This is a genomic window from Peribacillus sp. SIMBA_075, assembly GCF_046534585.1.
Map to the genome: position 1 here is coordinate 1 of NZ_JAWRYN010001475.1, position 240 is coordinate 240.

Annotated in this window: 1 pseudogene; it reads left to right on the top strand. The window is 50.8% G+C overall.

The window, feature by feature from the left end:
* Positions 1–240 (top strand): annotated as a pseudogene (locus SB775_RS33295) (16S rRNA (cytidine(1402)-2'-O)-methyltransferase); the annotation flags it as partial.

Below are 240 nucleotides of genomic sequence, written 5' to 3' on the forward strand. Positions count from 1 at the left end.
CTGTTTTGGCGAGAGAGCTTACCAAGCGCTACGAAGAGTTTGTCCGTGGAACGCTGGACGAGCTGATCGGATGGCTGCAAGAGGGTGAAGCGCGAGGCGAGTTTTGTTTGATAGTAGAAGGGTACACAGGGCCTTTGGAAGATGACCCTGAGGAAGCTTTGTGGTGGGCTGCTCTCAGTGTTGTAGAGCATGTCGATCATTACTGTACACAAGGCATGACAAAAAAGGAAGCAATCAAGC